This window comes from Chitinophagales bacterium (assembly GCA_017303415.1).
Lineage (GTDB): Bacteria > Bacteroidota > Bacteroidia > Chitinophagales > Chitinophagaceae > SpSt-398.
On the sequence record JAFLBJ010000001.1, the window covers coordinates 243,142 to 269,076 of the forward strand.

A 25,935-nucleotide genomic window follows, 5' to 3' on the forward strand; every position below is an offset into this window, starting at 1 on the left:
AAAAACATCAGACGATCAGCATTGACCGGCGGCCCAATTTCTAAATTCAGCCACACGTTCGCGACTGATAACCAGGTCCTCTGACCGATCTTCCCCATTTCCTTTCACCGCTACTTTCAAGCGGTTATTGTAATAGGGCTTTACATGCTCAATGGCGGAGATTCGCACAATAACGCGACGGCTTAACCGAAAGAACTGGCGGGGATCCAGTTCATCCTGCAATTTGTCAAGCGTATGGTTGACAATGAATTTGTTACCCTTTTTATCCACGAGGTAAACGATCTTGTTGTCTGCCTGAAAATAGGCCACTTCATCCGCTTCAATGAAATAGAGTTTAGACCCGGATTTACCCAGAAATCGGTCTTTGTAATTTGGCTTCTTCAACGCTTCCACCAGACGGGCATAATCAGGAGAGGCCTGAACACCCGTGATCGTCCTGAATTTTTGAATGGCCCTTGCCAGGGATTCGCGACTTACAGGCTTTAGAATATAATCGATACTGAAAACCTTAAAGGCTTCCAGCGCATATTGATCAAAAGCGGTAGTGAAAATAACGGGACCGGTATAATTGATGCGGCGGAAAATCTCAAAACTATGCCCGTCAGACAAATGAATGTCAAGCAACAACAGATCCGGGTGTGGGTGTACCTTCAACCATTGCACCAGATCTTCTACACTATCCAGCGATGCTACGATCTGAATCGTGGGATCAAAGTCCTTTATCAGCGTATGCAAACGCTCTACCGCCGGTAACTCATCTTCGGCTATGACCACTCGCATAAGGGCTAATTTAAATTCAGCAATGGAAGTTCCACCTCGAAATACTCTTCGGTTCTCCGAACGATAACGTCATTCTGACCGATAAGTTCATAGCGTTTGATAATATTCTGCAGCCCGATCTGGTTGGAAGAGGCAGGCTCCTGCCTGGGTTGTAAATTATTTCTTACGACCAAAGTTTGTTTCCCATTGGCATGCAATTCGATACGCAGTGGTTTATTTCTTGATACAATGTTATGTTTTACGGCATTCTCGATCAGCATTTGCAAAGCCACGGGCACCACATAATAGCTATTATATTTTTCCGGAATATTTATCTCCACCTCCAATGCCGAGGCAAATCGTTGCTGAAGCAGAAATATATAGGGCTCAATAAACTCCAGTTCAGATCGAAGCTCAACCACTTCTTTTTCGTGATTATTGAGTACATAGCGGTAAACCTTTGAAAATTCCTCAATGAAGCGGTTGGCATCCGGGTTATCCTTCATCACCATATTGGACAACACATTGAGGCTATTGAAAAGAAAATGCGGGTTGATCTGGCTTTTCACCAGTTGGATCTCGGCCTGGCTTCGGGCCTTTCTCAATTCTTCCGACTCGGCCCATTGTTTCTTATACGCCTTAAAAAATAAGAAGATCGCATGAAGCAGGTGAAAAAAGAGATTGATCAGGCCGGCATAGATCAGGTTTAATTTCAGCGGATTGGCATTTTGCGCCCAGGTATAACCGTGAATCACATTTCCCACCAGGTACACAACGAGGAAGGTTGCAATGCTGGAAAGAAAAAGACCTGTCCCAAACAGGGAGCTAAGAAATACCCAACGATTCGCGTGTACCGGAAATTTTTTCCTCACCAGAGGTTCTGCCAATCGATTGAGTTCCCAGGAAAAAAAAGTAATCGCTCCAATGGTCAGGAAGGCATAGTACCACTCGATATCGATTTGAAAATAGTGATACACATCGCACAAAACCGTATTCAGGAATGTGTACGAGGCCAGTAGCAATATGAACAGATATCGGTGTTTATGCTGGAACATGTTAGTTTCGAATTAAGTCAGTCCCGCCAATGGCGGGACTGACTGGTTTTCCACAGGGGTATATAATGGACCGCCCAATTATGACGGGATCAGAACACGGTCGATCAGGTGTACAACACCGTTGCGACATACAATGTTCGTGGCGGTAATATTCGAACCATTACCTCCGTTTCCGCTACCAGTTACGGTAGGTCCACCCCCTGTACCATTGGTCAGGTTGATAGTGGTATTGCCACCGGCCAGCATGCCGAGGTTGCCATTGGCCAGATCGGAAGAGAAAGCCCTTCCAGCCACCACATGGTAACGTAATACAGCCAACAAGGTAGGCATGGGGATATCATTGATATTGGTGAGCGACAGAGCACCAAGCAGTTGTGTAAAGGCTGCATTGGTAGGAGCAAATACGGTCAGGGTAGCCGTGCTAAGGGTACCTGCCAGGGTAGGATCTCCACCGGGGCCATTGGTAGCACGCAGTACAGCTTTCACCAGGGAATCCAGTCCGGAAGCAACCGCGGTTTCCACGATATTTCCCACCGGGGGATTCAATACACGGCCAATGCTGTGGATCACACCATTATCGGCGTCAATATCAGCGGTTTGCACCTTAATACCGTTGATGTATACACCAGAGGCATTCCGGGTAACGAATACAGAGTCGCCACTGGCAGTGGTTACTTTGGCATTGGGTCCGGCAGGCACACTGGCAGCCTTGATCTCGGAACCCAGGGTATGATAAAGCAGGAGGGTCTGCAACTGGGTCGGTGTAAGTGCCGTGATGGCGGCTGCGTTAATACCCGAGGCAGCAAAGGCGGCATCATCGGGTGCAAATACGGTAAATGGTCCGGTTCCACTCAGCGTAGCAGCAAGATTGGCTCTTACCACAGCTTGCTCCAGCAAACTGTAATTGGCATTACTTACTACAATATCCGCAATGGTGTTGGAGGCAGGGGTTTCATCATCTTTATCACAGCTGGTAAGGATAAAGGCGCTCCCCAGCAGGATTAAACCGGCGCGGAGGAAATGCTTTTTCAGATTCATAGTTGTTGATTTTTTTGTTTAATCTATCAACAACAGCCAAAAGAAAAAGGACGGCTACAAGGAGTGAGCCGTCCATATAAGGTGTGAACTGTCAGTATGGGGGAGTGAATCTGTGGAAGCAGGTTCTCAGGATTCGATGGAAAAAGAGGTTCCACCGTCCTTTTCATCCTTCAAAAGGATACCTACCTCAGACAATTGGTTCCGGATCTTGTCCGACATGGTAAAATCCTTTCGCCCTTTGGCCTCCTTGCGAATATCCATCAGCAACTGCAATACCTTTTCCAACTTGTCATTGTCCGAGCCGGAAATTGACTGTAAACCAAGGATGTCTTCCAGATAAAGCCTGAGCTGAACCTTTAACCGCTGAAAACTTTCAGGAGAAATCACCCCGGTCGAAATGGTCTTATCTTTCATTGAATTGATCAGAGGTACCAGTTCAAATATATTGGCCAACACCTTGGCGGTATTAAAATCATCATTCATGAAATCATCCAGCTCATCCAATAAGCGGTTGATGCGTTTGTCCTGTTCGGCATCGGAACCAGTCTCCGTTTTTTCGTAGGTCAGCCCCTGTAATTTTTCGTAAGCGTCCCACAACCGTCGCAGTCCCTTTTCAGCAGCCTGCAGGGCTTCATTGCTAAAGTCCAACGTACTGCGGTATTGGGTTTGCAGGATAAAAAAGCGGATCACCATGGGGTGATAGGCTTTTTCAAGCGCCGGATGGTCGCCGCTAAACAATTCGGTCAGCTTGATCACGTTGTTATAACTCTTCCCCATCTTCTTACCGTCGATGGTGATCATATTATTGTGCATCCAATAACGAACAGGATTGGCATGATTGCAAATGGTACTTTGTGCGATCTCGCTTTCATGGTGGGGAAACTGAAGATCCATCCCGCCACCATGAATATCAAATTGAACACCCAGGTATTTGGTGGCCATGGCCGAGCATTCAATATGCCAGCCGGGAAAACCAACACCCCAGGGGCTTTGCCAGCGCATGATGTGTTCGGGGGCTGCCTTTTTCCATAAGGCAAAATCCGCTTTATTGCGTTTCTCCTCCTGGCCTTCCAGGATCCGGGTAGTCTCCAGCAGGTCATCCATCACACGGCCACTCAGTTTGCCATAGTCGTAGGAAGAAGCGTATTTGCTCACATCAAAATAAACAGAGCCATTTGATTCATAGGCATACCCTTCCGCAATGATCTTTTTGATCATTTCTATCTGCTCTACAATATGACCGGTGGCGGTTGGCTCAATACTGGGTTCAATATTATTGAAACGCTTCATGGCCCAATGAAACAGATTGGTATATTTCTGTACCAGCTCCATGGGTTCCAGTTTTTCCAAAACAGCCTTCTTAGAGATCTTGTCTTCAGCCTCCCTTCCCTCCTCCTCAAAATGACCGGCATCGGTAATGTTGCGTACATACCGCACTTTGTACCCCAGGTAATTGAGATAGCGGTAAACCACATCAAACGTTATATATGGGCGGGCATGACCCAGATGGCTTTCTCCACTCACCGTGGGTCCGCACACATACATCCCCACATGACCAGGCACCAGGGATTCAAATGGTTCTTTAGTACGGGAATAGGAATTATATATTTTAAGCGAGGACATACAAAAATGGATTCAGGTGAAAAATCGAGTGCAAAAATAGAAAAGAATGGGGGTTCGGGGTTGTTTTAACAACAACAACATCCGTTAGCGAAGGAGCGGTGTAAATGATAAGTGATGCCCATGCATCAAATATAGGAATTTTTCTCTTTGTGCCCTTTGTGCCTCCTTTGTGTCCTTCGTGTCCTCCTACGCCAGACCTGCGTAGGAGGACACGAAGGACACAAAGGAGGCACAAAGGGCACAAAGGGTGCACAAAGGGCACAAAGGATTATTTTAATTTCAGATCGGCGACAAGGCCATAGTGATCTGACAACCGCTGTTTGAGCCGGTACACCCTGTTTACTTCAAATGCCGGATCGGCGAAAATATGGTCGATACGCAGGGTGGGCGATATCCGGGTAAAGGTCCTGCCCAGGCCCTTGCCCTTTGCCAAAAATGCGTCGATCCTGTCCTGGCGAACAGTAAAATAGGTATTTGAAGCGGGTACATCATTCAGGTCTCCGCAAAAGATCGTGGGATAAGGGCTTTTCTTCATTTCATCCCGTATCATCCGGGCCTGGATACCGCGGTGCTCAGTGGCCCATTTGACCTTCCTGATCAACCTGACCTTCTTCACCGAGCCCTTTTTTGCCTGATTAATGTCTTCATAATCGCTGGAACTAAAGCGAAATGACTCAAGATGCCCGGTATAAACGCGAAAGGTATCCTTCCCTTTTTGGATATCGGCATAGATCAGGCTTTGCGGGGTGGTGGGAGCGGGAAATCTTATCCGGGCCGAATCAAGTATTGGGAACCGGGAAAAAATAACCACCCCTTGATGGATAGTTCCATCAAACCATTCAAAGTCGGGAGCAAAAACCATATAGGGATAGCCGGCCGAATCCTTCATATAGGGCAGGATGGAAAAAGCCGTATGGGCTGCGCCGTTTACAAATTCCTGCAGACAGATCACATCCGGTTGCTGGGACAAAATAAGCTTCAGGGCCTTTTGCTTGGTCTGGTTCTTTTCTTCCTGGCTTCCTTCTATTCCTACCATTCGCATCACATTCCAGGTAAGTACCCGTATGGATGAACTATCGCGTTCGGTAGTGGGTGCATCGCTGCCTCCAAAGGCATAGATTGAAAAAAGACTTTTCCACCCAAACAGCAGCACCAGCAACCCGGCAAGAGCCGGTATCTTTCTTTTTAACAACAACCAGTATACCACAAAACAAAGGAGGAGCAGCGTTAAAAAAGGAAAGCCGTAGGTAAGTAAAGAAGGAAACCACCAATAATCGCCCAGATAGGCCACCAGCAAAGTGGCAATATAGAGGAGCAGGACAATTCCATACCCCAGCAGGGCAAGCCACTTGAACAGGTTTCGGATTCGCTGAAACATGATACAAGATACGGAGATCAGTCCTTTTGCAAAACCAGGTCGGCCCTTAGCATGTAATGATCAGAAGTGGGTTTGATCAATCGCTGTACCTGTTTTACTTCAAATTGTTTATCGGCCAGGATATAGTCAATACGTAAAGTGGGTGACAGGGAGGAATAGGTACGCCCGATCCCCCTCCCTTTTTCCAAAAAGGCATCCTGCATTTCACCACGTATGGTATGATAGGTAAATGAATTAGGTATATCATTGAAATCGCCACAGATCACCGAAGGATATGGACTATTATCCATGATGCTGCGGGCCACTCGGGCCTGACTGCTCCGCAATACCAGGGCCTTCTTAACTTTCCCCAATACGGTTCGGCTATAGAGTAAAAGACTGTCCTCCACCTGGGTTACTTTTTCTATGGCCTCATAATCATTTCTCCGAAATTGAACGGATTGCAGATGGGTGGTAAAAACGCGTATGGTATCCGCGCCGGTTTTTACATCCACATATAACAAAGCTTCGGGCATGGATGGCCTGAAATACCGAACCAATCCAGAATCCACGATCGGGTATTTGGAAAATACCACACACCCGATATATTGTCTCCAACCATCGGGGTCATAGGAAAAATAATGATAGGGATAACCCATTTCACGTATCTCAGAAATATTATCGTAATACATGGAATCGGGGGAATGAAAAAACTCCTGCAGGCAAACAATATCTCCACCGTATTGCTTTATTTGATCCAGTATCTTCAATCGTTGCTGACTGCCTTTGTTATTGTTTCTTTTCCATTCAGTAAACCTTGCCACATTCCAGCTGACAACCCTTACCGAGGCAGGCTCCTTATTTTCCTGAAAGGCCCCGGATGAATGAAAGGCAATACTCACCCCGACACTTTTCCAACTCAGCAGTAAGGCCACCAAACCCACCCAGGCAACTCGTTTGCGAAGCAGGGCCCAGAATAAAGTGGCGAGAAACACCATGGCAAAGAGGATTGGAAACGCAAGTCCAAGGACACCTATAACCCAATATTTGGAAGGATTAGAAACTGGCGCCAGAATGGAAAGCAGGAAAAGCAGCAATAAAATGAAGTAAAGCAGGTAGAGTATGCGCTTAACCGACTTGCGGAGAAAAGGGGCCATAGGTAAAGTTACAAATCTTCTTTACTGGCGCGCTTGAGCAATTCCTTTTCTTCGTTGGTAAGTGAATCATATCCCTTTTGATGGATCTTCTCCAGAATTTCATCCACCCGTTGCTGGGTAAGGTTCAGGGTTTTGGAATAGGGAGCAGAACCAGATTTGTAAAATAACTGCTCTTTCATTGGTTTCGCCTTACGGGAAGGTTTATCGGGGTTAAACAGATTGAGAACCCAGTCATACAGATTATTCATCCACACACTTCCATCATATCCCCTTCGGTAAAATACCATGAACAAATAACCGGTAAGGGCACCACCAATATGCGCAATGTGGCCCCCATGGTTATTACGCGGCAACATGGCCAGGTCGATTACGATAAAGATGAGGGTGATAACCCAGAGAGGAATCCCCCCGTTGATGAATGTAAACAAGCGATATCCGGGGGCTATGACCGTGATGGCAATAGCGATGGCCATGACACCGGCGGATGCGCCAACCATATTCACATTCCCGATCCCTTCCCCATAAAGGGCCGGGATGAAATTATAGGTGAGCATAAAAGCCAACGCGCCACCCAGTCCGCCATAAATAAAAATGGGAATGACCTTTCTGTTTCCGGTAAGGTCATGAAGTAAATAGCCAAAAACCCAAAGCCAGATCAGGTTGCCGATCAGGTGCCACACTTCAAAATGATAGAGCATGTAGGAGATCAGGGTCCAGGGCTTACGGATAAACTCCCCAAAGGAAGCGGGCAAAGCCAGGTTTACATAAATATCGTTATAGAAATGAACCCGGGCTTCAGACACCGGATAGGAAAAGAAATAAAAAATATTCACCATACTAAACATCACGAACACCACCAACAGGATGCTGATTAGCATGATCAGTGAATTATTCCCCAGGTCACCCATAAACCGGCTACGCCGGCTCTTTTGCTCGTAATAGTTCATGCGTTCGATTTTCCAGCTACAAATTTAGAAATTCGGGAGTGCTTCCCTGGTAAATTCTTTCTTTAGTATAACGTATTGCGATTGGTTTTGTTCCAGTAAAGGACAATGATAAAACCCGCAACCGCCCCACCCAGGTGGGCCCAGTGGGCGATATTGTCTCCGGGAACCCGGTAAATACCCCCAAACAGGTCGATCGCCACCAAGCCGGGGATAAAATACTTGGCCTTGATGGGTACAGGAAAGAAGAGCAACATGAGTTCTGTATTAGGAAACAGATAGCCAAAAACCACCAATACCCCCATTACCGCCCCTGAAGCGCCCACCGCAGGTGCAACGGGGCCCAGGATGGACCTGATCTGGTCGATCTGGGTTTCGGGGTCATACTGAACAGCCTGAGCCCAAAGCGCATCAAAATCATAGACAAAATACTGGATTCCGAGGTGCAGGGCCGCTGCCGACAGTCCGGAAATGATATAAAGTGTCAAGAACTTCTTGGAGCCTACATAGGTTTCAATCACCCGTCCAAACATCCACAACGAAAGCATATTGAAAAGGATATGCATAAAGTCATGTGCATGCACAAACATGTGGGTCACCACCTGATAGATCCGGAAATAAGGTGACTCGATGGGATGGAGGGCCAGGAGTTGGGTCAGACTTCCATCCTTATCATAGATCATTTGCGCAACATAGAACAGAATGTTGATGATGATCAGATTTTTCACCACGGGCGGAAAGGCCTCCGGACGTGTATATCGAAAATTACTCATTGGCTAAAAGGCTTTTCAGTTTTAATTGTACCACATTTTCAATATGATGGGTATGGGGAAACATATCCACCGGTTGCACTTTGGTAACTGCATATTTCTCATCCAACCATTGCAGGTCGCGAGCCTGCGTGGCCGGGTTACAACTTACATAAACCACTAAAGGGGCCTCCATATCCAGGATCTTACGCACCAGTTTTTCATGCATACCGGCACGGGGAGGGTCAGTTATGATCACATCCGGCCGGCCATGGGCAGCAAAAAAAGCATCATCACAAACTTTGATCACATCCCCGGCAAAAAATTTCGCATGGGCGATACCGTTTATTTCCGCATTGATACGCGCATCCACAATGGCTTCTTCCACTACTTCAACACCGATCACCTGCGCTGCGCCCTGACTGACAAAGATGCCGATGCTTCCGGTACCACAATAAAGATCATATACCGTTTCCTTTCCGGTAAGTTCGGCAAATTCACGCGTTACCTGATAAAGTCTTTCCCCCTGTCGTGTATTTGTTTGAAAGAAGGATTTAGGACCGATACGAAACTGAAAATTTTCCAGCGTTTCGATGATATGTCCTTCTCCTGTATACACCTGTGGGTACAGGTCATAGATGCTGTCGTTGAACTTGGTATTGATAGTAAACAGCAGGGTGTTGATCGCCGGTACTTTTTCCAGCAGATAGTCGAGCAGTCCGGTCCGGATGGAAACGTCTTCATAACCCAAAACCAGATTGACCATCACCTGACCTGTGCGGGTGATGCGCACCATCACATTCCGGAGTAAACCTGTATGCGCTTTGAAATCATAGAAGGTCAACCCATGCTGTTTGGCATATCCCTCAATGGCTTTGCGAATTTCATTGGTAGGCTCGGGTTGCAGGTGACAGGTATCAATCTCTACCACCTTATCAAAAAAACCACGGGCATGAAAACCCGCAGCGCCTGTTACCGATTGTTCCGCATCGGGATCAAAATCTGGCCCGGGAACATATCGCCGGGTGCTAAAAGTATATTCGAGTTTATTGCGGTAATAACGGGTATCCGCGGCACCAACAATCGGCATTAAAGCAGGTATTTCCACCTTCCCGATTCGGCGCAAGGCCTGCTCTACCTGCTGTTGTTTGTAGGCCAGCTGCCGCTCATAGGGGAGCATTTGCCATTGGCATCCACCACAAACCCCAAAATGCGTACAAAAAGGCTCCACCCGGTCGGGGGAGTAAGCATGAAACCGGAGTGGGTGGGCTTCCGCCCAATCTTTCTTGTTCTTACCCAACCGGATATCCACGATATCGCCGGGCACAACCCGCTCTATAAAGATCACTTTCCCCTCCACCCTGGCCAGGGATTTACCCTCCGCCGCATAATCCTCTACCAATACCTTTTCCAGGACAATATTCTTTCTTTTTTTCACCCGGCAAAGCTACACTTTTCGCCCCAAGCCCATACAACCCTTCCCGGCTAATTCTCATCTTTTTGAATATCTTTACCCGTTCAGAATCAAACCCCATGCAACGACTCGTTACGCTCTTATCTCTGTTCCTTTTAACACTCGCTGTGCAGGCCCAAGGCCCGGCCTATGAGATCACGATCACGATCAAGCCCTTTCAAAATCAATATATCTATCTCGGTTATTATTACGGTAAAACAAAACCCATTGTCGATTCTGTACGGCTCGATGAGAAAGGGACCGGGGTATTTAAAGGAAATAAAAAACTCGATCAGGGGCTGTACCTGATCGGTTATCCAGATAAGACCAATTATTTTGAATTGATGGTAGGGGCTGAACAGAAATTCAGCGTCATCACCGATACAGCTAACCTGGTCAATTCGATCCAATTCATCGGCTCTCCAGAGAACCAACGGTTCAATGCTTACCAAAAATTCACCAACGAAAAAGGGATGGCCATGGACAAGGCCAAACGGGATCTGGCCGCTGCCACAAATAAGGCAGATTCCACCCGTTTGACTCAATTCATCAACGAAACCAATACAGCCATTCAGGATTACCGGTTAAAATATGTAAAGGATAATCCCAAAGACCTGTTGACCCTGCTCTTTCATGTGATGAAAGAACCCACCGTGCCGCCGGCCGATCAACATCCCGGAGGGAAATACGATTCAACCTTTGCCTTCAATTATTTCAAAGACCATTTTTGGGATGATGTTTACTTCTTTGATGACCGCGTAGTGCGCACCCCCGTATTTGAACCCAAACTGGATAAGTATTTTGATCAGCTGATCTACCCCAATCCCGATTCGGTCATCAAAGAGATCGACTGGATGCTTGGTTACGCTTCTGCCAATGCAGAGATGAAGAAGTTTCTGCTGGTCAAATTTGTCAACCGCTATCTCAACCAGAAATATATGTGGGAGGACAAGGTATTTGTCCATTTATTTGAAAAACATTTCTCCCAACAGAATTACTCCTGGCTGACCGAACGTGGTCGCAAAACGATCTTCGATCGCGCCTATAGCCTGATGGCCAATTTGCTTGGCAATCCCGCACCCGGTGTCGAATTACCCGATACAGCCGGAAAACTCCGGCCCTTACAGGAAGTCAACAGCCCTTATACGGTGGTTGTATTCTGGGACCCTACCTGCAGCCATTGTAAGGAAACCCTGCCCCGACTGGATTCCATTTACCAGGCCAAATGGAAAAAGAACCAGGTGGCCATGTATGCCATTGCCAAGGAATCGGAAGGCACAAAGAAAGATTGGATGGAGTTTATCAAAGGACACAATCTTTGGGACTGGACCCATGTTTACTACTCCAAACAAGAGGAAAACAACCGTGTGAGCGCGGGAATACCCGGCTATTCTCAGTTATTTGACATCATCACCGTGCCCACCCTCTACCTCCTTGACAAAGACAAACGGATTCTGGCCAAGAAAATACCGCTCGAACAGATTGATGAAGTACTTGCGTTTAAGTTAAAAGGTCAGTAATTTTCGCCTTTGAAAATATTTATGAAAACTATCCTCCTATCCCTGGCGACACTATTGATCGTGTCCAATACAGGGGCACAGACCTTATTCACCTATGGCCCCTACTCCGTAGACGCCAAAGAATTTCTGGCCGCTTATAAAAAGAACAATACCGGTCCGGTAACGGACAAGGCCAAATCCATGCGTCACTACCTCGATCTGTTTATTCAATCCAAGATCAAAGTACGCGATGCCTACGACCGTCACCTGGATACAATGCCCGCCTTTACAGAGGAATTGGGTACCCTTCGCAGCCAGGTGATCCAAAACTATCTGACCGATCCGGAAAGCTTCAATAAACTGATGAACGAAGCCTTTACACGCAGTCGTAAGGATATCCGGACCGCCCATATCTTTTTGCCCAGAAATGGTAAGCAGGATACAGATTCGAACTGGAGAAAGATCCAGGAAGCCTATAAGATGTTACAAAAAGGCCAGCCATTTGCAAGCGTGGCCAAATTGTATTCCGCCGATCCAAGCGTGGTAAACAATGGCGGGGATATTGGTTATCTCACGGCTTTTTCCCTGCCCTACTCCCTGGAGAATGTACTGTATGGCACGCCGGTAGGTAAGTATTCAGTTCCCTTTGTCTCTGCCTCGGGGTATCATATTTTCAAAAACCTTGGAGAACGCAAAGCCGTTGGACGTATCCGTACCGCTCAAATACTACTCGCCTTCCCTCCCGGAGCCGATGCCAGTACTAAAAAACGGATCGCTGCGCTGGCCGACTCTTTATATCAACGGATCATAAAAGGCGCGGAATTTAGTGATCTGGCCAAACAGTACAGTAATGATTATCTCTCTGCAGCCATGGGTGGGCAAATGACCGAATTTGGCCTGGGCACCTATGACCCCGTTTTTGAAAATGCTGCCTTTTCACTGGCAAAAGACGGCGCCGTGAGCAAACCGGTATTGACAGCACATGGCTATCACATCATAAAAAGAATTTCCAAATCGGAAGTGCCTGCCTCTTTTGCCGACAAAACATACGCCGAGAACCTTAAGTACCGCGTGCAGAATGACAACCGGATTGAACAAACCAAGGAACTCCTCTATAACAAGATCGTTGCCAAAGCAGGACTGAAAGATGCCGCATTCGATATGACCGATCTGGGTCTCTATACCGATAGCTTACTGGATGGAAGACTTTCAGGTAAACACCTTTCGGTTCAATCGGAAACACCACTCTTTAAGATCGGTAACCGAATGATCACCGCGCTGGATTTTATGGGCTATGCCCAAACCAACAGGCACAAGCGTGATGGTTCCGGACTGAAAACCTACCCGGAGATCTTACAGGATTTCAAGCGCTTTGCAGCGATGGAATATTATAAAGAGAACCTGGAACAATTCAATCCTGAATTCCGTCAGCAAATGAATGAATTCAAAGATGGCAACTTGTTCTTTGAAGTGATGATGCAGAAGATATGGACGCCTGCCCAAACGGATACAGCCGGACAAGCGCAATACTATGCCCTTCATAAAAAGGACTATGTATGGAAGGAAAGCGCCGGAGGTATTATCTTTTACTGCGGAGATAGCAAGACCGCGGAAGAAGTTCGTACCGCCATTGTCAGGAACCCTTCAGACTACGAAAACATATTGAAACAGTTTGGTGACCGCATTACAGCAGAAACCGGACGCTACGAATATGGACAGATTCCCCGGGCAAAGAACGAGGTCATAAAACCCAATATGGTAACCTCTATTGAAAAGAATGCCGCTGATGAAAGCGCTTCTTTTGCCTACATAAAGAAAATTTTCGCCCCGAACGAACCAAAGTCATTTGAAGACGCCAAAGGCGCGGTCATCAACGACTTTCAGGCCGAACTGGATGCCAACTGGGTGAAAGAATTGAAGAAGAAATACCCGGTTAAGGTGGACGAAGCAGTGTTTGCGAAAATCAGCAAGTGATTTGCAAATCAATCAAAGTCCTTATTACTACCTACGGCTACACTTTGTATATTCGACACTCCTTTCTTTTGAAGGAAGTTGCCGTCTCCGTAAACCACAAAGGCAACAACCCGAAGCTTGGAAGTATTGTACCCGGCGCCGGTAATTGAGATCGTTTGTGATTTTTCGTAAGTGGTACCTTTTACCTGTTTGCTTTTATCGATGGCATCACCATACACATCGGTAATGGTTTTGCGCAGCACCGCATTATGTACGTAGTTGTTGATGGGGCTTCCGGTAAATCCATTATAATTGTAGCCATAGTTTACCTGGGGATAGACCAGACCATCCTCCAATAAGTAAACAATCAGTTTCAGGTCAATCGAGGTGGTCACATCAAATTTCACCTTGGTGTTGACAGTGATATCATTTCCATTCAGGCTTGTGTTCAGGGCAAGACCCAGCGGTGCCCGTTTCGCGAATTCAAGGTCAAGCTGACTATTGTTCTCATTCCAAAAAGAAACACGGCTCAACAATGCACCCGGGTAACCAGGAAGCTGAAACGCACTGGCCATACTGGAATGGTACTGGAAAAGATAGGGATCGGCTGTACCCTGTCCGCCATGGTTGGCAACCACGATACAATTGGGTTTGGTCGCCGTATATTCTTCCAGTTTTATACCGACACGGGGACAATAGCCACACCAGGTACCGGTAAAATCTTCCACCAATATTTTTTGACTAAATGCTGAATTACCCGGATCTACCGCTGTTATGGTTACTTCGGGAGAAATGATGGTCCCTTTCTGGGCTTTTACCTTATAGGTGCCAGGGGTTTCTGTCCAGAATCGTTTGGCAGGACGATTCATATCATTGACAAACACAGAAGCACTGGCTGTTACATCCGCGCCATTCTGGTCTTTTACTGTTACCACCACATCTTCAAAGCCATCGGCATTGATGGTGGTTTTATCCAGCACAACGGTCAGTGTTTGATCAGGTGGAGGAGGATTGCCACCAGTATCGGTGCCACCACTACCACCTTTGGAACAGGAAATTAAAGTCAGGGAGAGCAGGACGAATGTCCAGGCAGACAGGTTGAAGTATTTTCTCATGTTTCAGCAGTATGAGGGTCTAAATTATTGAATTTTTGATGTGTTTCCATTTCTTCTTCGGATAATTGCACATATTTTATAGATACAACGGGTTATGAGAAAGATCTGTCTGCTTATGTTACTGGCCCTTCCTGTGTTGGGCCTTTTTGGTCAGAATGAATTACCGGATGTACGAGTTCGTGACCTTCGGGGTGAAGAGTTTCCCTTCCAAAGTCTTGTTTCTTATGGAGATACGGCTGTCATTGTCAGCCTCTGGGCCACCTGGTGCGTGCCTTGTATTCAGGAACTGGAAGCCATTCATGATCAGTATGCGGACCTGCAAAAAAAGCAGCCCTTCAAGTTGATCGCCATTTCGGTAGATGATGCCCGCACAACTGCCCGGGTAAAACCCTTTGTGGCCGGACGTGGATGGCCTTTTTTAGTTTATCTCGATCCCAATCAGGACCTGAAGCGTGCGCTCAATGTCAATGATATCCCTCATGTATTGGTGATCCGCCAGGGAAAGATCGTGTATCAACGAAATGGTTATCTGCCTGGAAGTGAGGCCGATCTTTTTGCTCATCTGAACGAAGAAAAGACCGACAAGATGGTCGGGCAACTGAGTGGAAGTTTTGAAACCATCACCCAGTTTTACCAAAAGGACAACAAGATCGGTGCAGTTTTACCAGCAGACAGGGTAGGCTCGAATAATTATCTCAAACTGGATTATTCCTATAAACAATTTACCGCCGGGGTACAATTTGAATCCTATCTCCCTTCCCTGCCCCAGTTCTTTGATCAATTCACCATTCTGCAGGAAAGCAAATTGGTAAATAAGTACTTCCGTTACCAAAATCAAACCTTTGGGGTAATGGTGGGTAATTTCTATGAACAATTCGGAAGCGGACTGATCTTCCGATCCTGGGAGAACCGGCAGATCGGCATCAACAACGCCCTCGAAGGCGCAGCCTTTTATCTGCAACCCCTTCCCTTTATTCACCTGAAAGGGGTGTATGGCAAACCAAGAAAACTCTTTCAGCAAGCCAATGGCATTGTTCGGGGAATAGATGGAACCATTGACCTGACCGGTACAGGTACGGAGAAAAAAACCCGTGTTTCGATTGGCGGAAGCTATGTTTCCCGCTATCAGGAATACACGGGCCCTGATCCGGATTTTCCTGCTACCGTTAAATCAGGTGCCGCCCGGTTGGAGATCGCCGGGGCCTCTGCCTCCCTGAATGTGGAATACGTTGGAAAAGGAAGTGACCCTCATTTGCTCAATGGATATGATAAGGCAAAAGGAAAGGCTCTATTGATCAATGGAAACTGGACCCGGAAAAACATTGGCCTCAGCCTCACTTACCGTGGTATTCAAAACATGGATTTCCGCGGCGAACGCGAAGCAAGCGGTTCTCTGTTGCCGGTCAATTTCATTCCCGCCCTTACCAAACAACATGACTACCTTACTACCAATATTTATGTGTACAATGCCCAGTCACTGGGTGAAACAGGAGGTCAGTTTGAACTCTTCTTTCTACTACCCGAAGGGTCTGCACTTGGTGGTAAATCAGGAGGGCGATTGAGCCTGAATTTCTCCCATTACCAGGGATTGAACAGTGATGGCAGTCTCTTTGCTGGTGGCGGCGAAAAATATTTTCAGGATATGAGTATAGAATGGAAAAAGAAATGGAGCAGCCGTTTTCACAGTACCTTATCCCTGCATAAACTGTTTTACAATAAATCGGTCATTGAAGGAGGTATAGATCCCGATATCAATGCGGCCATGGTGGTATGGAACAGTACCTATCAATTTGCCCCACAGAAAGCCCTTCGGTTTGAGTTGCAACATTTGTTTACCAAAAATGACCGGGGTAATTGGGCGGCTGCGGTAACGGAATTCAGTTTTGCCCCTAAATGGATCTTCTTTTTATCCGATCTATATAATTATGATGTAACCGATATTCATTACCCCACCATCGGTGGTGTGTACACCAAAGGAGGAACCCGGTTAGGGGTTACCTATGGTCGTCAGCGTGCTGGCTTGTTCTGTGTGGGTGGTGTTTGTCGCTCGGTACCCGCAACGAGTGGGGCAACGGTTACGCTAAGCACGAGGTTTTAATTAAAACACCCCTTTCACTACATCTACTACCACCTGGGCCTTGCCCAGTGTATAATAGTGAAGTACGGGGACACCGTATTTTTTTAATTCTTTGGATTGCTGGATCAGCCATTCCACCCCGACCTTGGTTACTTCATCATCCTTTTTACATTCTGCAATAGCACTGGAGAGGTCATCGGGTATATCTACATGAAATGTTTTGGGTAAAACAGTCAGGTGCTTCTTGGACGTTATGGCTTTTAGTCCTGGAATGATCGGCACATTGATACCGGCTGCTTTGCAACGATCCACAAAGTCAAAATACTTTTTGTTGTCGAAGAACATCTGTGTCACGATGTACTCGGCGCCTTCATCTACTTTGGCCTTCAGGTAGCGCAGATCGGCATCCAGATTGGGTGCCTCAAAGTGTTTTTCGGGATAACCTGCCACGCCTGCGCAGAATTTGGTGTAAACGGCACTTTTCAGGTCCTCTTCCAAATACTGGCCCCGGTTCATGCTCATTACCTGTTTCAGCAGGTCGATCGCATATTTGTGTCCATGGGGATCAGGTTCAAAAAAACTCATGTTTTTGGGGGCATCGCCTCTAAGTACCAGCACATTATCTATCCCGAGGAAGTTCAGGTCGATCAATGCGTCTTCGGTCTCCTGGCGGCTAAAACCTCCACAGATCAGGTGGGCAACGGCATCGATCTTATACCGGTTCATGATAGCCGCGCAAATACCAACGGTTCCGGGGCGCTTGCGGATCTCCACCTGCTCAAATGTGCCATCCGGTTTCTTTTTAAACATGCTTTCGCTCCGGTGGTAGGTAACATTGATAAAAGAAGGCTTGAATTCCATCAAAGGGTCCAGGTGGTCGTAAAGGGCCTGGATGCCTTTTCCTTTCAAAGGGGGTAGGACCTCAAATGAAACAATGGTTCCTTTGGCTTGCTGTATATGGTCGGTGACTTTCATTCTTTGTTAAAAAATTGAATGCAAAGCTAATCAGGAGCGGGGATTAGTCAAATACTGAGGCAAAGTTTTTAATTTGCAGGCTATGAAAGTCACTATTCGCACTCAGGACCTTGTGAAACGCTACCGGAACAGGACCGTGGTCGACCATGTGTCCGTATCGGTAAGCCAGGGAGAGATCGTGGGATTGCTGGGCCCGAATGGTGCGGGGAAGACGACCACCTTCTACCAGGTGGTGGGCCTGATACGCCCGGATGAGGGGAATGTGTACCTGGATGACCTGAATATCACCAAATTGCCCATGTATAAGCGGGCAAAAATGGGAATAGGTTACCTGCCACAGGAAGCTTCGGTATTTCGTAAGCTGAGTGTGGAAGATAATATCTCCGCGATCCTGGAAATGACCAAACTCACCCGGCAACAACAAAAGGAAAGACTGGAATCGCTTTTAAGCGAATTCAGGCTAACCCATGTACGCAAGAACAATGGGGATGTATTAAGCGGTGGTGAAAGACGCAGAACCGAGATTGCCCGCGCCCTGGCGGTAGATCCAAAATTCATTTTACTGGATGAACCCTTTGCCGGTATCGACCCGATCGCGGTAGAGGATATTCAGACCATTGTAGCCAAACTCAAGTTTAAGAATATCGGTATCCTCATCACGGATCATAATGTTACCGAGACCCTCTCTATTTGTGACCGCGCCTATCTCCTTATCGAAGGCAAGATCTTCAAACATGGCAAAGCCGAAGAACTCGCCGAAGACGAACAAGTCCGCCGCCTCTACCTTGGCCGAAACTTTGAGTTAAAACGCAAGGACTACCTGTACGATGAGATACAGCAGGAAGAGGGAGAAAGGTAAGGCCTCAAAACGCAGTTCCCCCAAACCGAGGCTGTTTGACCAAAAACTGAAAACCGCTCACCCTGCGCTCCTACGGAGCGCAAATGCAATTTCGATTTCGTGGGCTACCGGCCCGGTGCTCCTAGGGAGCACATTTGAATTCTTGCATGCCAATTTTCAACATTAAATAACGAATGAGCATCAACAAATCCCTTTCACCGACCCACGAAGACCTTTTTTCCAGTGCTCCGTAGGAGCACAGGGTAGGAAGCACAAGGTCGATGCCCTAATCAGGTTTTGTGAATAAATATTTCTGCTCGTAGTCAATGCCTCTCTTTTGAAGTATTCGCTCAAACTCCGCGTTAAAGTTCACTTTCGAGTGGTGCGCTTCCTGATTGATAATATAATTGATCACTCTATTTAGTTGTGATTTTGAATAGCTAAATGCCCCAAATCCCTCCTGCCAAGCGAATCGGTCTTCACAGAACCCATTATCTTTAATCCATACCGTGCTTCTTGTCTTGATCAATTTAACCAAATCAGAAAGAGATTGGTTCGGGCGCAACCCTATCAGGATATGTATATGATCGGGCATGCTATTCACCTGAATAACCTTATGCCCACTTTGTCGGATAATACCGGAGATATATTCATGCAACCTCTCTTTCCACTCGGTTGCAATCATCGCTCGACGATATTTCACCGCAAAAACCAAATGCACATGCAATTGTGTAAAGGTATTGGCCATTAGTTCAAAAATAATAATGAACCTGCTTGAAGCCTGTGTATTCCCCCCACTCATTTCACGTTTTTTTCCCAAATAATTCTATCTTTCCACCACATGAAATTGCTTAGCCCCGCGATATCTTCCCTGGCCCGTATGCGCATGTGGCGTATTGAAGCCTGGATGAATAATCCCATCAACGCGCAACGGGATGTATTGCAGGGATTGGTTACCCAGGCCCAATACACAGAATTCGGACGACAGTACAATTTCCCTTCCCTTTTCTCGATCAGTGAATTCAAAAAAACTGTCCCGATCCATGAATACACTGACCTTAAGCCGCAAATCCAACGGATCATGGAAGGGGAACAAAATATTCTCTGGGATACACCGGTCTTCTGGTTTGCCAAAAGCAGCGGCACCACCAGCGAAAAAAGTAAATTCATCCCCGTCAGCGATGAAAGCCTGAATGACTGCCATTACAAAGCAGCCAAAGATGTGCTGACCATTTACTATAATTCAAATCCCGATTCTGAATTATTAACCGGTAAAGGACTGGTCATCGGCGGCAGCCATACCATTAATCCCATGAACAGCGATGCCCAGTATGGTGACCTTAGCGCTGTGCTACTCCAAAATTCTCCTTTCTGGGGACATTGGCTCCGGACCCCTGACCTAAGTATCGCACTCATGGAAGAATGGGAAAGTAAGATCGAATACCTGGCACACAACACCATCAATGAGGTGGTGACCTCCATATCGGGTGTACCTACCTGGACCCTGGTGCTTTTCAAACGCATTCTGGAGATCACCGGTAAACATACCATCAGCGAAGTGTGGCCCCATCTGGAATTATACATGCATGGTGGCGTATCCTTCACTCCCTATCGTGAACAATTCCGAAAGATCATTGGAAAAGAAATTCACTACCTGGAAATGTACAATGCCAGCGAAGGGTTCTTTGCTGCTCAGGATATTCCGGGTGATGAAGGCATGCTCCTTTTCCTGGATCATGGCATATTTTATGAATTCATGCCTGTGGGGGAATACGGCAAAGAAAACCCGGAAACCATTGGCCTTGACCATGTGGAGATCGGTCGGCATTACGCCCCGGTGATCAGCACCAACGGCGGCCTCTGGCGTTACCTGGTAGGAGATACTATTCAATTCACCTCTACATATCCATTCAGGATCAAAGTAAGCGGGCGGCTCAAACATTTTATCAATGCGTTTGGCGAAGAAGTGATCGTAGATAATACCGATCACGCCATTGCCGAAGCCTGTAAAAAAACGGGGGCAGTGATCAGTGATTATACAGCAGGACCCGTTTATTTCTCCGATCAGCACAATGGTTGCCATGAATGGCTGATTGAATTTGAGAAAGAACCCGCAGACCTGCATCAATTCACCATCGAAATGGACGCTTCCCTCAAAAAGATCAATAGCGATTACGAAGCCAAGCGCTACCGGGATATCGCCCTTGAACTTCCCCTGGTTAAATCGATTCCCGTGGGCACCTTCAAGGAATGGCTAAAAATAAAAGAGAAATTAGGCGGCCAACATAAAGTGCCAAGACTGAGCAATGACCGGAAAATCCTTGAGGAAATCCTCGCTTTAACCAATAACTTCGCGCATCCGTGAAATCCGTGTAATCCCCTGGATTATTGGATTCCACGGATCAATTAGATTAAAATTCGAAAAATGAAACTGCTCTCTGGAAAAACAGCCATCGTTACTGGTGCCGCCCGTGGAATCGGCGAAGCCGTTGCCCTGAAATTTGCCGAACATGGCGCCAACATCGCTTTTACCTATGTAAGTGATAGCAGCCGCGACCGGGCCGCCCAATTAGAAGCCCGTCTAACCACCCTGGGCGTAAAGGCCAAAGCCTACCAAAGCAATGCCGGTGATGCCGCCCAATGTGAATCACTGGTCAATGAAGTGATCAAAGAATTTGGTACGGTTGATATCCTGGTCAATAATGCCGGTATATCCAAAGACAATCTTCTTCTTCGCCTCACCCCCGATCAATGGGATGAGGTGATCCGTGTGAACCTGAATAGCGTATTCTACATGACCAAACAGGTGATACGACCCATGATGAAGGCCCGCTCAGGTTCCATCATCAATATGAGCTCCGTGATCGGCGAAATGGGAAATGCCGGCCAAACCAGCTATGCTGCGTCCAAAGCAGGTATTCTTGGTTTTACAAAAAGTGTAGCCAAAGAATTGGGAAGCCGTAACGTACGGTGCAATGCCATTGCCCCGGGTTTTGTTGAAACCGATATGACCAGCTACCTGAAAGAAGGTGAAGCAGGTGAAAAATACAAGGCCGGCATTCCGCTTGGACGGTTCGCCTCCGGGGAAGATATTGCGAATACCGCGCTTTATCTGGCCAGCGATATGTCATCCTATGTCACCGGACAAACGATCAGTGTTTGCGGAGGGCTGAATATTTAATTCTAAAATTATCCCTCAATTCGCAACCCTTTCCGATTGATATAATGATGCCAGAATAGCATCGTGGCAATGGTGCGATAAGGTTTCCATGCCTGACTAATGTCCTCCAGCTCATTTTTTGTGGTATGCGGAGCCAATGCTTTTACATGCTTGATGCTGTTCACCAGGGCAATATCTCCCAATGGAAAAATATCGGGGCGTTGTAAAACATGAATAAGGTAAATGTCAACGGTCCAGTCGCCAATCCCTTTAAGTGATTTCAGCCGTTCGCGAATGGAAGCTTCATCCTGCGTTGCCAGTTTACGCAACGAAAGCGCGCCTGAATCAATCTCCTGTGCCAGGCCTCTGACATACCCGATCTTTTGCCGGCTGAAATAACAAGCCCTCAATTCTTCATCAGTCAGGGATAAAATCTTTCCGGGAGTTACGCGGCCTGTTTTTTCTTTTAATTTTTTATACGCCGCATAAGCAGCAGCTAAGGAAACCTGTTGCTCAAGAATAGTAAGTACAAGCGTTTGAAAAGTATTGGGGCGCGACCACATGGGTGGGTAGCCATAAGTATCCAGGATCAATTGCAAATGTGCATCCTTTCGGGCGAGCTTGCGACATAGGGCGTGAAAATTGGCGGCAGAGAAAGGAGACATAGCGTATGAAATTAGGAATAAAAAATGAAAAATCAGGAATAAGGAAACCGATTAGAAATGTTCTCTCAGTTCCTTATTCCTGATTTTTTATTCCTTAGCTTTTACTCTTCACGGCTGCAATCGCTTTTCGGGTATGCTCGCTCAATACTAATTTGCCGCTGATCATCGCTCTTTCCAACAGAAGTTTGTCCCAATGTTCTGTCCCCTTCCAAAAAACCTTTTTCAATTCCGCCATCGCTTCAGGGTTCGAATGAACCAGCTTATCCGTTAACCGACGTACAGACTCATCCAGATTTTCCACCGTGCTATGCACTTCGCTATATAATCCTCTTTTTCTGGCCCACTCCGCATTACGCCACATAGTGGCATCAATGGCCAATTGAGAATAGGCAGAAACGCCGATCTTTCTTTCTACCACAGGTCCAACCACAAAAGGTCCTATTCCCAATGCCAACTCACTCAATTTTACTTCTGCGGTATCAAGGGCAATGGCATAATCCACCGCCGCGGCAATACCCACTCCTCCTCCGGCACAACGGCCATGTATGCGCCCGATCACAAACTGAGGCACGATGCGGATGGCATTGATCACATGCGCAAACCCACTGAAAAACCGGTATCCTGATTCCGCATCATCAATGGCCATCAATTCATCAAAACTGGCTCCCGCGCAAAAAGCTTTATTCCCTCCGCTTTTTAAAACAATCACTTTGGTGTCCTCATCGTTCCCTGCTCCATGGATGGTTTGTGCCAGTTTCTCCAATACGGCTCCCGGCAGGGAATTACTCTGCGGATGAAAGAACTCTATGGTGGTTACCCCACCATGAAACGTGGAGTGTACATATGCTTCTGACATGGTATTAAATATTAGTAATTTGTTTTTTAATTTACCGCCATGGCGCAAAGAAACGCAAGGTCTTAGCACTCCCTTGCGGCTTGGTGTCCTGGGGGTTAAGCCTACGCCTTTCGTGCGACCATCGTCAATATCGTTCCAACGCCTGTCACCTCCCCTTCTCCATCCAGCATTTCCACCAACCATTTCACAATACCCTTTTCAATATCATCACCTCTTCGGGCATCTTCCGGATTATTGACCACCCGTTTGTCAACCGGAACTTTCTCCTTACAAGTAAACCGTACCTGCATTTCGGCGCCGGGATATACGGGTTTGGTAAACCGAAGTTCATCAATTCCATAATTCAGCAATACCGGGTTCTTCTCGTAGCTGTCAACAAACAAACCCGCAGCACGGCTCATCAGCAAATACCCATGCGCCACCTGTTTTTCAAACATCGTGCCTTCAAAATCGGTGGTATCAATATGCGCATAAAAATGATCGCCACTCAGGTCGGCGAAGCGGTCAATATCTTCCGATGTGATCAGTATTTTTTCAGTAAGTATCTGATCCCCGATCTGCAATTCCTCGTAATATTTCTTAAACGGATGTTTGCCCGGATCTTTCCCGGGGGCATTGGTCTGATATACATTCGTGATGGCCGTGATCATCGCCGGTGATCCCTGAAGCGCTGTACGCTGCATATAATGCTTTACCCCACGTATACCACCCATTTCTTCTCCACCACCAGCACGGCCAGGGCCACCATGCACGAGCAAGGGCAGTGGTGAACCATGCCCGGTATTTTCCTGCGCACAATCACCATTCAACACCAGGATACGTCCATGGTGAGAGGCTGCACCAACTACATAATCCCGCGCAATCTTTTCATCATTGGTTACGATGGTAGTTACCAGCGAACCCCTACCCAGTTTGCTCAGGGCAATGGCTTCTTCGGTGGTCTTATACTGCATCAGGGTGCTGACAGGCCCAAAGGCTTCCACTTCATGCACCACCGTTGTATCCATAGGGCTTTCGTTCAGTAAAAGCATAGGAGAAACAAAAGCGCCCTTCTCTGCATCCGCATCAATCAGCTCCACCGTGTCCAATGAACCATAGATCATTCTTGTTTCGCTCAGTAATTTCTGCACCTGAAAACCTAATTCCTCCCGCTGCGATTGCCCGGCCAGTGAACCCATCCGAACTTTTTCATGAGCTGGATTACCGATCGTGGTTTTTGACAAGGCACCGATCAATGCCGTTGCCACATCTTCCAATTTATTCTCCGGAACAAATATGCGTCTGACACCCGTACAACGCTGCCCGGCCTTGAGGGTCATTTCCCTTCGTACTTCTTTTACAAAGGCTTCCCATTCGGGCATACCGGGTTCTACATCGGTACCCAATACAATACAGTTCAGTGAATCTGCCTCCATATTGAATGGCACATTGTTCTCCAGAATAGCCGGTGTCTTTTTCAACATCAATCCGGTAGAGGCCGAACCGGTAAAGGTCACCACATCCTGCGACTCCACCCGGTCGAGTATATCGCCTGCAGAGCCACAAAGAAGTTGCAGGGCTCCTTCGGGTAACAATCCGGAAGCAATGATCTCTTTGACCACCGCTTCAGCCAGGTAGGAGGTGACGGTGGCCGGTTTTACAATGGCCGGCATACCCGCCAACCAGTTCACGGCACATTTTTCGAGCATTCCCCATACCGGGAAATTGTACGCATTGATATGGACAGCCACTCCTTCTTTTGGGACCAGAATATGGGTGCCCATAAAGGTGTTCATCTTACCAAAGGGATGCGATTCGCCATCCACACAAAATGTTTCATCCGGAAATTTCCGTCGCAAGGAAGAATTAGTGAACAGGTTTCCCAACCCGCCTTCCAGGTCTACCCAACTATCATTTCTGGTAGCCCCAGTTTGCGCAGATACAATATAAAAATGAGGCAAATGTTTTTGCAAATGCAAAGCCAGGGCCTTGAGCATGCGGCCGCGTTCATGAAAGGTCATTTTGCGTAAGGCGGGATTGCCCACATTCCGGGCATAGTCTAAAACTTCCTGAAAATCAATCCCTTTTGTGGATGCAGTGGCAATGGGCTCCCCCGTCACCGCATTGAATAACCATTGACCTTCCCCTTCCCCATATACCCACTGACCGGTGATATAATTCGATAACTTTTGCATAAGACAAAGCTAACGATTGTTCAGCATTGATACATTTTGACGAGTGACGAAAATCAGGTGAGGTTTCTCACGATGAAACAACTCCCCGCCTATATCTTTGCGGCTCCGAATGTCGTTTATCAAAAAAATAACTGCCTTTATACTCTTGTTGGCTTTTATGGCCAATACCTTTAACCAGGCCAGCCTGGTATTGGGCTACCATTTGAATAAAGCGGCATATATTAAGAATTGCGAGAATAAGTACAGACCTGAATTGAAGTGTAATGGCCAGTGCCAGTTGATGAAGAAACTGGAACAGCAGCGAAAAGAAGAACAGAAGTTTCCTGAATTAAAATTGGAGAACAAAACGGAAGTGGTTTGTTTCCATACCGCATTTCCGGAGAGCCTTTCCATAAACACAGGTACTACACCTGAATATTTTACCTTATCTGACACCCGTACATTCGATCAACCTTCCCTTGTATTCCATCCTCCGGGATGCTAAGGCA

General features: G+C 46.9%; 22 protein-coding genes. 7 read left to right on the top strand and 15 right to left on the bottom strand.

The window, feature by feature from the left end; all coding sequences use genetic code 11:
• Nucleotides 1–15: 15 nt before the first annotated feature.
• The 9 genes from J0M30_00995 to rlmD all read right to left on the bottom strand — a co-directional run bounded on the left by J0M30_00995 (nt 16) and on the right by rlmD (nt 10,120).
• The gene (locus J0M30_00995) at nt 16–780 is read right to left on the bottom strand and encodes a response regulator transcription factor (GenBank protein MBN8666046.1); all 765 of its coding nucleotides are present in this window, start codon (nt 778–780) and stop codon (nt 16–18) included.
• Nucleotides 781–785: 5 nt separating this feature from the next.
• Nucleotides 786–1,814, bottom strand: a complete 1,029-nt coding sequence (locus tag J0M30_01000) for a histidine kinase (GenBank protein ID MBN8666047.1) — start codon at nt 1,812–1,814, stop codon at nt 786–788.
• A 78-nt stretch (nt 1,815–1,892) separates the two neighbouring features.
• Nucleotides 1,893–2,852: a fasciclin domain-containing protein gene (locus tag J0M30_01005; GenBank protein MBN8666048.1), complete on the bottom strand. Its 960-nt coding sequence runs from the start codon at nt 2,850–2,852 to the stop codon at nt 1,893–1,895.
• A 126-nt stretch (nt 2,853–2,978) separates the two neighbouring features.
• A complete protein-coding gene (locus J0M30_01010; protein ID MBN8666049.1) occupies nt 2,979–4,475 on the bottom strand; it encodes a cysteine--tRNA ligase in 1,497 nt (498 codons plus the stop codon).
• A gap of 268 nt (nt 4,476–4,743) precedes the next feature.
• Complete coding sequence (locus J0M30_01015; GenBank protein ID MBN8666050.1) at nt 4,744–5,853, bottom strand: endonuclease/exonuclease/phosphatase family protein; 1,110 nt, start codon at nt 5,851–5,853, stop codon at nt 4,744–4,746.
• 17 nt (nt 5,854–5,870) lie between these two features.
• Complete coding sequence (locus tag J0M30_01020; GenBank protein MBN8666051.1) at nt 5,871–6,989, bottom strand: endonuclease/exonuclease/phosphatase family protein; 1,119 nt, start codon at nt 6,987–6,989, stop codon at nt 5,871–5,873.
• Between the two features lie 8 nt (nt 6,990–6,997).
• Nucleotides 6,998–7,936, bottom strand: coding sequence for a rhomboid family intramembrane serine protease (locus tag J0M30_01025; protein ID MBN8666052.1), 939 nt, complete (start codon nt 7,934–7,936; stop codon nt 6,998–7,000).
• A gap of 62 nt (nt 7,937–7,998) precedes the next feature.
• Entirely contained in the window at nt 7,999–8,706 is a 708-nt protein-coding gene (locus tag J0M30_01030; GenBank protein ID MBN8666053.1) for a rhomboid family intramembrane serine protease, read from the bottom strand.
• Nucleotides 8,699–10,120, bottom strand: coding sequence for a 23S rRNA (uracil(1939)-C(5))-methyltransferase RlmD (gene rlmD, locus J0M30_01035; GenBank protein ID MBN8666054.1), 1,422 nt, complete (start codon nt 10,118–10,120; stop codon nt 8,699–8,701). Before rlmD ends, J0M30_01030 begins: the two co-directional genes overlap by 8 nt.
• A 95-nt stretch (nt 10,121–10,215) precedes the next feature.
• On the opposite strand from rlmD, the gene J0M30_01040 reads away from it, so the two are divergent.
• Together J0M30_01040 and J0M30_01045 are read left to right on the top strand one after the other, a co-directional pair.
• Nucleotides 10,216–11,655 (top strand): DUF5106 domain-containing protein, encoded by a 1,440-nt coding sequence (locus tag J0M30_01040; GenBank protein MBN8666055.1) that lies wholly within the window; start codon nt 10,216–10,218, stop codon nt 11,653–11,655.
• 21 nt (nt 11,656–11,676) lie between these two features.
• Entirely contained in the window at nt 11,677–13,608 is a 1,932-nt protein-coding gene (locus tag J0M30_01045; protein ID MBN8666056.1) for a peptidylprolyl isomerase, read from the top strand.
• Nucleotides 13,609–13,616: 8 nt separating this feature from the next.
• On the opposite strand, the gene J0M30_01050 is transcribed toward J0M30_01045, so the two are convergent.
• The gene (locus J0M30_01050) at nt 13,617–14,702 is read right to left on the bottom strand and encodes an Omp28-related outer membrane protein (GenBank protein MBN8666057.1); all 1,086 of its coding nucleotides are present in this window, start codon (nt 14,700–14,702) and stop codon (nt 13,617–13,619) included.
• A gap of 94 nt (nt 14,703–14,796) precedes the next feature.
• Between J0M30_01050 and J0M30_01055 the strand changes: the two genes are divergently transcribed.
• Nucleotides 14,797–16,800, top strand: a complete 2,004-nt coding sequence (locus J0M30_01055; protein MBN8666058.1) for a TlpA family protein disulfide reductase — start codon at nt 14,797–14,799, stop codon at nt 16,798–16,800.
• Here the strand turns inward: J0M30_01055 and metF are convergent, their stop codons facing one another.
• Nucleotides 16,801–17,754: a methylenetetrahydrofolate reductase [NAD(P)H] gene (gene metF, locus J0M30_01060; protein MBN8666059.1), complete on the bottom strand. Its 954-nt coding sequence runs from the start codon at nt 17,752–17,754 to the stop codon at nt 16,801–16,803. It abuts the gene before it with no gap.
• A gap of 82 nt (nt 17,755–17,836) precedes the next feature.
• Here metF and lptB point away from each other — a divergent pair, with 82 nt between their 5' ends.
• Nucleotides 17,837–18,613, top strand: coding sequence for an LPS export ABC transporter ATP-binding protein (lptB, locus tag J0M30_01065; protein ID MBN8666060.1), 777 nt, complete (start codon nt 17,837–17,839; stop codon nt 18,611–18,613).
• A 265-nt stretch (nt 18,614–18,878) separates the two neighbouring features.
• Here lptB and tnpA read toward each other — a convergent pair whose 3' ends face one another.
• Complete coding sequence (gene tnpA / locus J0M30_01070; protein MBN8666061.1) at nt 18,879–19,340, bottom strand: IS200/IS605 family transposase; 462 nt, start codon at nt 19,338–19,340, stop codon at nt 18,879–18,881.
• A gap of 93 nt (nt 19,341–19,433) precedes the next feature.
• Between tnpA and J0M30_01075 the strand changes: the two genes are divergently transcribed.
• Together J0M30_01075 and fabG are read left to right on the top strand one after the other, a co-directional pair.
• A complete protein-coding gene (locus J0M30_01075; GenBank protein MBN8666062.1) occupies nt 19,434–20,957 on the top strand; it encodes a GH3 auxin-responsive promoter family protein in 1,524 nt (507 codons plus the stop codon).
• Nucleotides 20,958–21,017: 60 nt separating this feature from the next.
• Nucleotides 21,018–21,773: a 3-oxoacyl-[acyl-carrier-protein] reductase gene (gene fabG, locus J0M30_01080; protein MBN8666063.1), complete on the top strand. Its 756-nt coding sequence runs from the start codon at nt 21,018–21,020 to the stop codon at nt 21,771–21,773.
• A gap of 8 nt (nt 21,774–21,781) precedes the next feature.
• Here fabG and J0M30_01085 read toward each other — a convergent pair whose 3' ends face one another.
• The 3 genes from J0M30_01085 to paaZ form a co-directional block, all read right to left on the bottom strand.
• Complete coding sequence (locus J0M30_01085) at nt 21,782–22,417, bottom strand: DNA-3-methyladenine glycosylase 2 family protein (GenBank protein MBN8666064.1); 636 nt, start codon at nt 22,415–22,417, stop codon at nt 21,782–21,784.
• 94 nt (nt 22,418–22,511) lie between these two features.
• On the bottom strand, nt 22,512–23,273 hold the full coding sequence (locus J0M30_01090; GenBank protein MBN8666065.1) for an enoyl-CoA hydratase/isomerase family protein: 762 nt from the start codon (nt 23,271–23,273) through the stop codon (nt 22,512–22,514).
• A gap of 101 nt (nt 23,274–23,374) precedes the next feature.
• Nucleotides 23,375–25,447 carry a phenylacetic acid degradation bifunctional protein PaaZ gene (paaZ, locus tag J0M30_01095; GenBank protein MBN8666066.1) on the bottom strand — a complete coding sequence of 691 codons (2,073 nt, stop codon included), beginning with the start codon at nt 25,445–25,447 and terminating at the stop codon, nt 23,375–23,377.
• Nucleotides 25,448–25,556: 109 nt separating this feature from the next.
• Here paaZ and J0M30_01100 point away from each other — a divergent pair, with 109 nt between their 5' ends.
• On the top strand, nt 25,557–25,931 hold the full coding sequence (locus J0M30_01100) for a hypothetical protein (protein MBN8666067.1): 375 nt from the start codon (nt 25,557–25,559) through the stop codon (nt 25,929–25,931).
• Nucleotides 25,932–25,935: the final 4 nt, after the last annotated feature.